This is a genomic window from Enterobacter sp. T1-1, from assembly GCF_000710795.1.
Lineage (GTDB): Bacteria > Pseudomonadota > Gammaproteobacteria > Enterobacterales > Enterobacteriaceae > Enterobacter > Enterobacter cloacae.
The window spans coordinates 1-6802 of sequence record NZ_JALW01000110.1; the positions used below are offsets into that span (position 1 = coordinate 1).

Annotated in this window: 6 protein-coding genes; 3 read left to right on the forward strand and 3 right to left on the reverse strand. The window is 55.3% G+C overall.

Going from position 1 to position 6802, the window contains the following annotated elements:
- Positions 1-76: 76 nt before the first annotated feature.
- The 3 genes from AK59_RS0123155 to mtnN are packed head-to-tail and all read right to left on the reverse strand — an operon-like array spanning position 77 to position 2219.
- Positions 77-700, reverse strand: coding sequence for a TRIC cation channel family protein (locus AK59_RS0123155; protein ID WP_029883931.1), 624 nt, complete (start codon positions 698-700; stop codon positions 77-79).
- Between the two features lie 27 nt (positions 701-727).
- Positions 728-1528, reverse strand: coding sequence for a vitamin B12 ABC transporter substrate-binding protein BtuF (btuF, locus tag AK59_RS0123160; RefSeq protein ID WP_029883932.1), 801 nt, complete (start codon positions 1526-1528; stop codon positions 728-730).
- Positions 1521-2219, reverse strand: coding sequence for a 5'-methylthioadenosine/S-adenosylhomocysteine nucleosidase (gene mtnN, locus AK59_RS0123165; RefSeq protein ID WP_029883933.1), 699 nt, complete (start codon positions 2217-2219; stop codon positions 1521-1523). The genes btuF and mtnN overlap by 8 nt, the downstream gene beginning before the upstream one ends.
- An 82-nt stretch (positions 2220-2301) precedes the next feature.
- On the opposite strand from mtnN, the gene dgt reads away from it, so the two are divergent.
- The 3 genes from dgt to cdaR all read left to right on the forward strand — a co-directional run bounded on the left by dgt (position 2302) and on the right by cdaR (position 6695).
- Entirely contained in the window at positions 2302-3816 is a 1515-nt protein-coding gene (gene dgt, locus AK59_RS0123170) for a dGTPase (RefSeq protein WP_029883934.1), read from the forward strand.
- Between the two features lie 131 nt (positions 3817-3947).
- Complete coding sequence (degP, locus tag AK59_RS0123175; protein ID WP_013095648.1) at positions 3948-5384, forward strand: serine endoprotease DegP; 1437 nt, start codon at positions 3948-3950, stop codon at positions 5382-5384.
- Positions 5385-5537: 153 nt separating this feature from the next.
- Positions 5538-6695 carry a DNA-binding transcriptional regulator CdaR gene (gene cdaR / locus AK59_RS0123180; RefSeq protein ID WP_013095649.1) on the forward strand — a complete coding sequence of 386 codons (1158 nt, stop codon included), beginning with the start codon at positions 5538-5540 and terminating at the stop codon, positions 6693-6695.
- Positions 6696-6802: the final 107 nt, after the last annotated feature.

Genomic DNA, 6802 nt, shown 5'->3' on the forward strand with positions numbered 1-6802 from the left:
TTACTGGGGATCCCTCAGCCCACCGGGAGAGGGAGAAAAGATTAAAAACGGTAACCTTGCGGTTACCGTTTTGCGTTTATCTTCCATTCTCATCCAGCGCGAACGTCGGCAATTTAAGGTGCCAGCGTATCGCCGCCAGACGTATCGCCAGCGTCACCACCATTCCCAGCATGGCTGAATTTTCCAGCGGTACCGCAAAAGTATAGTACGCCGTGGCGTGTACAATCCCGCCAATAATGCAGGCCGTAGCATAGATTTCGGTACGCAGGATCATCGGCACTTCTCGTGCCAGAATATCGCGAATAATCCCGCCGCCTACGCCAGTCAGCACGCCCATGCAGATGGCAACCATGGGCCCTGTACCCGCATTAAAGGCTTTATTCACCCCAATGCCGACAAACACAGCCAGCCCGACGGCATCCAGCACCGGGAGGATCCATTTTGGTAAGCGGCGGGGCTGACGAACCAGCACGATGGTTAACAGGCAGGTGACCATCGCCACCACCAGATCGGTGGGATCTTTCACCCAAAACACCGGGCCATTATCCAGCGCCATATCGCGGATCGTTCCACCGCCTACGGCGGTCACCACGCCAAGCACCAGCACGCCAAACGGATCCATGCGCAGCTTTCCGGCGAGCAGGACGCCGGAGATAGCAAAAACGGCTGTGCCAAGAATATCCAGCCAATAAACGAGCATCGTTAAATCCTCGAAGGGGGTCTTATGTTAATGACTCTCGGCCAGTGCGGCACAGAGTTGTTTTGCGGCGAGGATAATACGCGGGCTGGCGCGTTCAAACCAGTCGCTGGTGAGAGGGATCACCGGAATTTTTAGCTGGCTTTGCCAGAATTGTTCAATTTTAGGAATCTCGCTCGCATTTCCGACCACAACGATCGCCTGTGGTCGGCGAGCAAGAACCTGTTCCCGGCTGACCTGAGGCCACGGTATTCGGCTGGCCGCAAAGATATTTTCTCCGCCGCACACTTCCAGGACCTGATTCTGAATGGAGCCTTTCCCGGTGGTGAACAGCGGCTGGCTGCCAAACTGCAGAAAGATGCGCTTTTTAACGGGGGTATCGTATTTTGCTTTGAGTGCCGCATAGTCGCTGAGCAGTTGTTTTGCCGCATTCTCGGCTTTAGCCGGGGTTGGGCTGTAGGGCGCCAGAGCGCGTAACGCCTGCGCGACCTGCTCAATGCTCACGGCATCCACCCACATGACCTTGATCCCAAGCGACGTCAGTTGATTAACCTGCCGCTCTGCATTGCCGCCACGCCAGGCGAGCACGAGATCGGGCTTAAGCGCCACGATGCGCTCAAGGTTCATTCCTTGCCAGGTTGCGACCTGTTCAATATGCGCGGCCTGCGGTGGGTAATTGGAAAAGCTGCTTACACCAACGGGGGTGATACCGGCGGCAAACGCCAGTTCGGTGTTAGCGGGGGAGAGGGTAATCACACGCGGCGCGGCGCAGAGCCAGGCCGGTGCGAGCAGAAGCAGGGCGACCAGCGCCCTGATGGCATGTTTAGCCACGAGCCAGTTTCTGCACAAGGCTCTCCACCATCACGGTGGACTGTTTTGCCGCGACAACCAGGAATTCGTCGAAGCTGATATGAGACTGCTGATCGGCCACGTCAGAGATGGCGCGGACCACCACGAACGGGACGTTGAAATTATGGCAAACGTGGGCAATCGCGGTCGCTTCCATCTCAACGGCGATAGCCTGCGGGAAGTTGTGACGGATTTTTGCCAGGCCGACGGAGCCATTGATGAAGGCATCACCGCTCACAATCAGGCCGCGTACGGCGTTGAGGTTCAGCTCAGCAATGCACTCTTCTGCCGTCGCAACCAGCTTATCGTCGGCCTTAAAGCCGGCCGGGCAACCCGGAAGCTGACCGTATTCGTAGCCGAATGCGGTAACGTCTGCATCGTGGTAACGCGCTTCATCGGAGACGACGATATCACCCACTTTCAGGGTCGGTGCCAGACCGCCTGCAGAGCCGGTGTTAACGATCACGTCTGGCTTGCAGCGCTCAAGCAACAGCGTTGCGCCCAGCGCAGCAGCAACCTTACCGATGCCTGATTTCAGCAGAGCCACGTCAACACCGTTCAGTTGACCGGTATAGATCTCACAACCCCCCAGAGAGAGAGTCTGACGGTTCTCAATTTTGTCACGCAGCAGCGTAACTTCTTCTTCCATTGCACCAATAATGCCGATTTTCATAGATTTACTCGCGATGTGCCTTGTTAAGGTGCATAGTCTATCATGCGCTTAAGGGGAAACGCATTCTCACGCGGGGGAGCACATGTCACAGATCGATTTTCGCACCAAAATTAACTGGCACCGACGTTTCCGTTCGCCGCAGGGTGAAAAGAGCGAACATGAGATCCTGCGTATCTTCGAAAGCGATCGCGGGCGGATCATTAACTCGCCTGCCATTCGTCGTCTGCAGCAAAAGACCCAGGTGTTTCCGCTTGAGCGTAACGCTGCCGTGCGCACACGCCTTACCCACTCAATGGAAGTTCAGCAGGTGGGGCGCTACATTGCCAAAGAGATTTTAAGCCGTCTCAAAGAGCAGCGCTTGCTGGAAACCTACGGTCTGGATGAGTTGACCGGGCCCTTTGAAAGTATTGTTGAGATGGCCTGCCTGATGCACGACATCGGCAATCCCCCGTTTGGTCACTTTGGCGAGGCGGCGATCAACGACTGGTTCAGGCAGCGACTCTTCCCGTCGGATGCCGTCAGCCAGCCGCTCAGTGATGACCGCTGCGTGGTACGGGATTTACGCCTGCGTGAAGGCGAAGACGGGCTAAACGATCTGCGTCGTAAAGTGCGTCAGGATCTCTGTCATTTTGAAGGCAATGCGCAGGGGATACGACTGGTGCACTCCCTGATGCGCATGAATCTGACCTGGGCACAGGTGGGATGCATCCTCAAATATACCCGTCCTGCCTGGTGGATGGGCGAAACGCCCGCTTCGCACAGCTATCTGATGAAAAAGCCGGGCTATTACCTCTCCGAAGAGGCCTATATTGAGCGGTTACGTAAAGAACTTTCATTGACTGCAAATGGCCGCTTCCCGTTGACGTGGATTATGGAAGCCGCCGATGACATCTCCTATTGCGTTGCTGACCTGGAAGACGCGGTTGAAAAAAGAATATTTAGCGTCGAGGAGCTTTATCAGCATCTTTATGATGCATGGGGGAAACATGAAAAAGGTTCGCTGTTTGCCCAGGTGGTCGAAAATGCCTGGGAAAAATCGCGTGCAAATACATTAAGCCGGAGCACCGAAGATCAGTTCTTTATGTATTTGCGGGTCAATACATTAAATAAACTGGTGCCTTACGCCGCCTCACGCTTTATTGATAATTTGCCGATGATTTTTAGCGGCGAGTTCAATCATGCCTTGCTGGAGGATGACAGTAGCTTCAGCCAGTTGCTTGAGTTATATAAACATGTCGCGATGCGTCATGTATTCAGCCACCCGGATGTTGAACAGTTAGAGCTGCAGGGATACCGGGTAATCAGCGGCTTACTGGAAATATATCGCCCTCTGCTGCAATTGTCGGTCGATGAATTCAGCGATCTGGTGGAACAAGAGCGCGTGCGACGAATACCGATTGAGTCCCGGCTTTATCAGAAACTTTCTACCCGTCATCGTCTGGCTTACCTTGAAGCCATCGGCAAACTGGATCGCCACTCACCGCAGTGGCCGGTGCTCGAATATTATTATCGCTGTCGTCTCATCCAGGACTATATCAGCGGAATGACCGATTTGTATGCCTGGGATGAGTACCGCAAGCTGATGGCGGTGGAATAATCCCGTAGTTTTGTAAAGACGACCAATAAATTTTTACTTTTTCCATAAACTTATCGCCGGAACTAAGCGGTATAAAACGAATCTGAGTTACACAGCAATTTTGCGTTATCTGTAAATCGAGATTGAGAAACATGAAAAAAACCACATTAGCAATGAGTGCACTGGCTCTGAGTTTAGGTTTAGCGCTGTCTCCTCTGACTGCTACTGCAGCCGAGACCGCGTCGTCGGCAGCAACCGCGCAGCAGATGCCAAGCCTGGCACCGATGCTCGAAAAAGTGATGCCATCGGTGGTGAGTATTAACGTTGAGGGCAGCACGACCGTCAATACGCCGCGTATGCCGCGTAACTTCCAGCAGTTCTTCGGCGATAACTCGCCGTTCTGCCAGGACGGTTCGCCATTCCAGAGTTCTCCGTTCTGTCAGGGCGGTGGCGCAGGGGATGACGGCCAGGGCGGCGGCCAGCAGCAGAAATTCATGGCGCTTGGCTCGGGGGTTATTATTGATGCCGCGAAAGGGTATGTCGTCACCAATAACCACGTGGTGGATAACGCCAACAGCATTAAGGTTCAGCTGAGCGACGGGCGTAAATTTGACGCTAAAGTGGTGGGCAAGGACCCACGCTCTGATATCGCACTGATCCAGATTCAGGATCCTAAAAACCTGACGGCGATTAAAATTGCCGACTCCGACGCGCTGCGTGTCGGTGACTACACCGTGGCCATCGGTAACCCGTTCGGTCTGGGCGAAACCGTGACCTCGGGGATTGTTTCAGCGCTGGGTCGTAGCGGCCTGAACGCGGAAAACTATGAAAACTTCATCCAGACGGATGCGGCCATTAACCGCGGTAACTCCGGCGGTGCGCTGGTGAACCTGAACGGCGAGCTGATCGGTATCAACACCGCTATTCTGGCACCGGACGGCGGCAACATCGGTATCGGTTTTGCTATCCCAAGTAATATGGTGAAAAACCTGACCGCGCAGATGGTGCAGTACGGCCAGGTGAAACGCGGTGAGCTGGGTATCATGGGTACCGAGCTGAACTCTGAGCTGGCGAAAGCGATGAAAGTTGACGCCCAGCGCGGCGCGTTCGTGAGCCAGGTTATGCCGAACTCCTCCGCAGCAAAAGCGGGGATTAAAGCCGGGGATGTGATCACCTCCCTGAACGGTAAACCGATCAGCAGCTTTGCCGCCCTGCGTGCCGAAGTGGGCTCAATGCCAATTGGCAGCAAAGTCACCCTTGGCCTGCTGCGTGACGGTAAGGCGGTTAACGTGAGTCTGGAGCTGCAGCAGAGCAGCCAGAATCAGGTTGATTCCAGCACCATCTTCAGCGGTATTGAAGGGGCGGAGATGAGCAACAAAGGTGCAGATAAAGGCGTGGTGGTGAATAACGTGAAAGCGAATTCCCCGGCAGCCCGTATCGGCCTGAAAAAAGGTGATGTGATCATGGGTGCTAACCAGCAGCCAGTGAAAAACATCGCTGAACTGCGTAAAATTCTCGACAGCAAACCATCCGTGCTGGCGCTGAATATTCAGCGTGGTGATACCTCTATCTACCTCCTGATGCAGTAATCCTCGTAAGCCCCTGCGTGATGTAAGCAGGGGCTTTTTTGTTTCTGTGACCCTTCCCACAAGTCCATACTTCACTGCCTGATTTTGTGCATTCGCACAATGCGACCGTAACCGAACTCCCCTATGCTTGAGCTCTGCTCACAGGAGGATTACATGGCTGGCTGGCATCTTGATACCAAAATGGCGCAGGATATCGTGGCGCGCACCATGCGCATCATCGATACCAATATCAACGTAATGGATGCCCGCGGGCGCATTATTGGCAGCGGCGATCGCGAGCGTATTGGGGAATTGCACGAAGGTGCACTGCTGGTGCTTTCCCAGGGGCGGGTCGTGGATATCGATGATGCCGTGGCGAAACACCTGCACGGCGTCCGTCAGGGCATCAATTTACCGCTGCGCCTTGAAGGGGAAATTGTTGGCGTAATAGGCCTGACCGGTGAACCCGAATCACTGCGTAAATATGGCGAGCTGGTCTGCATGACGGCGGAGATGATGCTGGAGCAGTCGCGCCTGATGCACCTGCTGGCCCAGGACAGCCGTCTGCGCGAAGAGCTGGTGATGAACCTGATTCAGGCAGAGGAGCATACGCCTGCGCTGAGCGAGTGGGCGCAGCGTCTGGGTATTGACCTGAACCAACCGCGCGTCGTGGCGGTGATTGAGGTGGATAGCGGCCAGCTGGGGGTCGATAGCGCGATGGCTGAATTGCAGCAGCTACAAAACGCGCTGGCAACGCCGGAGCGCGACAACCTGGTGGCGATTGTATCCCTGACGGAAATGGTGGTGCTCAAGCCGGCGCTTAACGCGTTCGGTCGCTGGGATGCGGAAGATCACCGTCGTCGTGTGGAGCAGTTAATTTCCCGTATGAAAGAGAATGGTCAGCTGCGTTTTCGCGTCGCCCTGGGGAATTACTTTACCGGGCCTGGCAGTATCGCCCGCTCATGGCGTACGGCGCGTACCACGATGATGGTGGGTAAACAGCGAATGCCGGAAAGCCGCAGCTATTTTTATCAGGATCTGATGCTGCCGGTACTGCTCGACAGCCTGCGCGGTGGCTGGCAGGCCAATGAGCTGGCGCGTCCGCTCGCACGTCTGAAAGCGATGGACAACAATGGCCTGCTGCGCCGGACGCTACAGGCGTGGTTCCGGCATAACGTGCAGCCGCTGGCGACGTCGAAAGCGCTGTTCATTCACCGCAACACGCTGGAGTATCGGCTCAACCGGATTTCGGAGCTGACAGGGCTGGATCTGGGAAGTTTTGACGACAGGCTGCTGCTGTATGTGGCGTTGCAGCTGGATGAACAGCGATGATGCTGTTTGCCGGGTGGCGGCTTCGCCTTACCCGGCCTACATGATGGTTTTCTCCCTCTCCCTGTGGGAGAGGGCCGGGGTGAGGGCATCAGGCCGCACCCAACTTA

Bases quoted from the DNA above. Each gene is read 5' to 3' on its own strand.
- degP (WP_013095648.1), top strand. From the start codon at position 3,948: ATGAAAAAAACCACATTAGCAATGAGTGCACTGGCTCTGAGTTTAGGT.
- AK59_RS0123155 (WP_029883931.1), bottom strand. From the start codon at position 700: ATGCTCGTTTATTGGCTGGATATTCTTGGCACAGCCGTTTTTGCTATC.
- mtnN (WP_029883933.1), bottom strand. From the start codon at position 2,219: ATGAAAATCGGCATTATTGGTGCAATGGAAGAAGAAGTTACGCTGCTG.
- dgt (WP_029883934.1), top strand. From the start codon at position 2,302: ATGTCACAGATCGATTTTCGCACCAAAATTAACTGGCACCGACGTTTC.
- cdaR (WP_013095649.1), top strand. From the start codon at position 5,538: ATGGCTGGCTGGCATCTTGATACCAAAATGGCGCAGGATATCGTGGCG.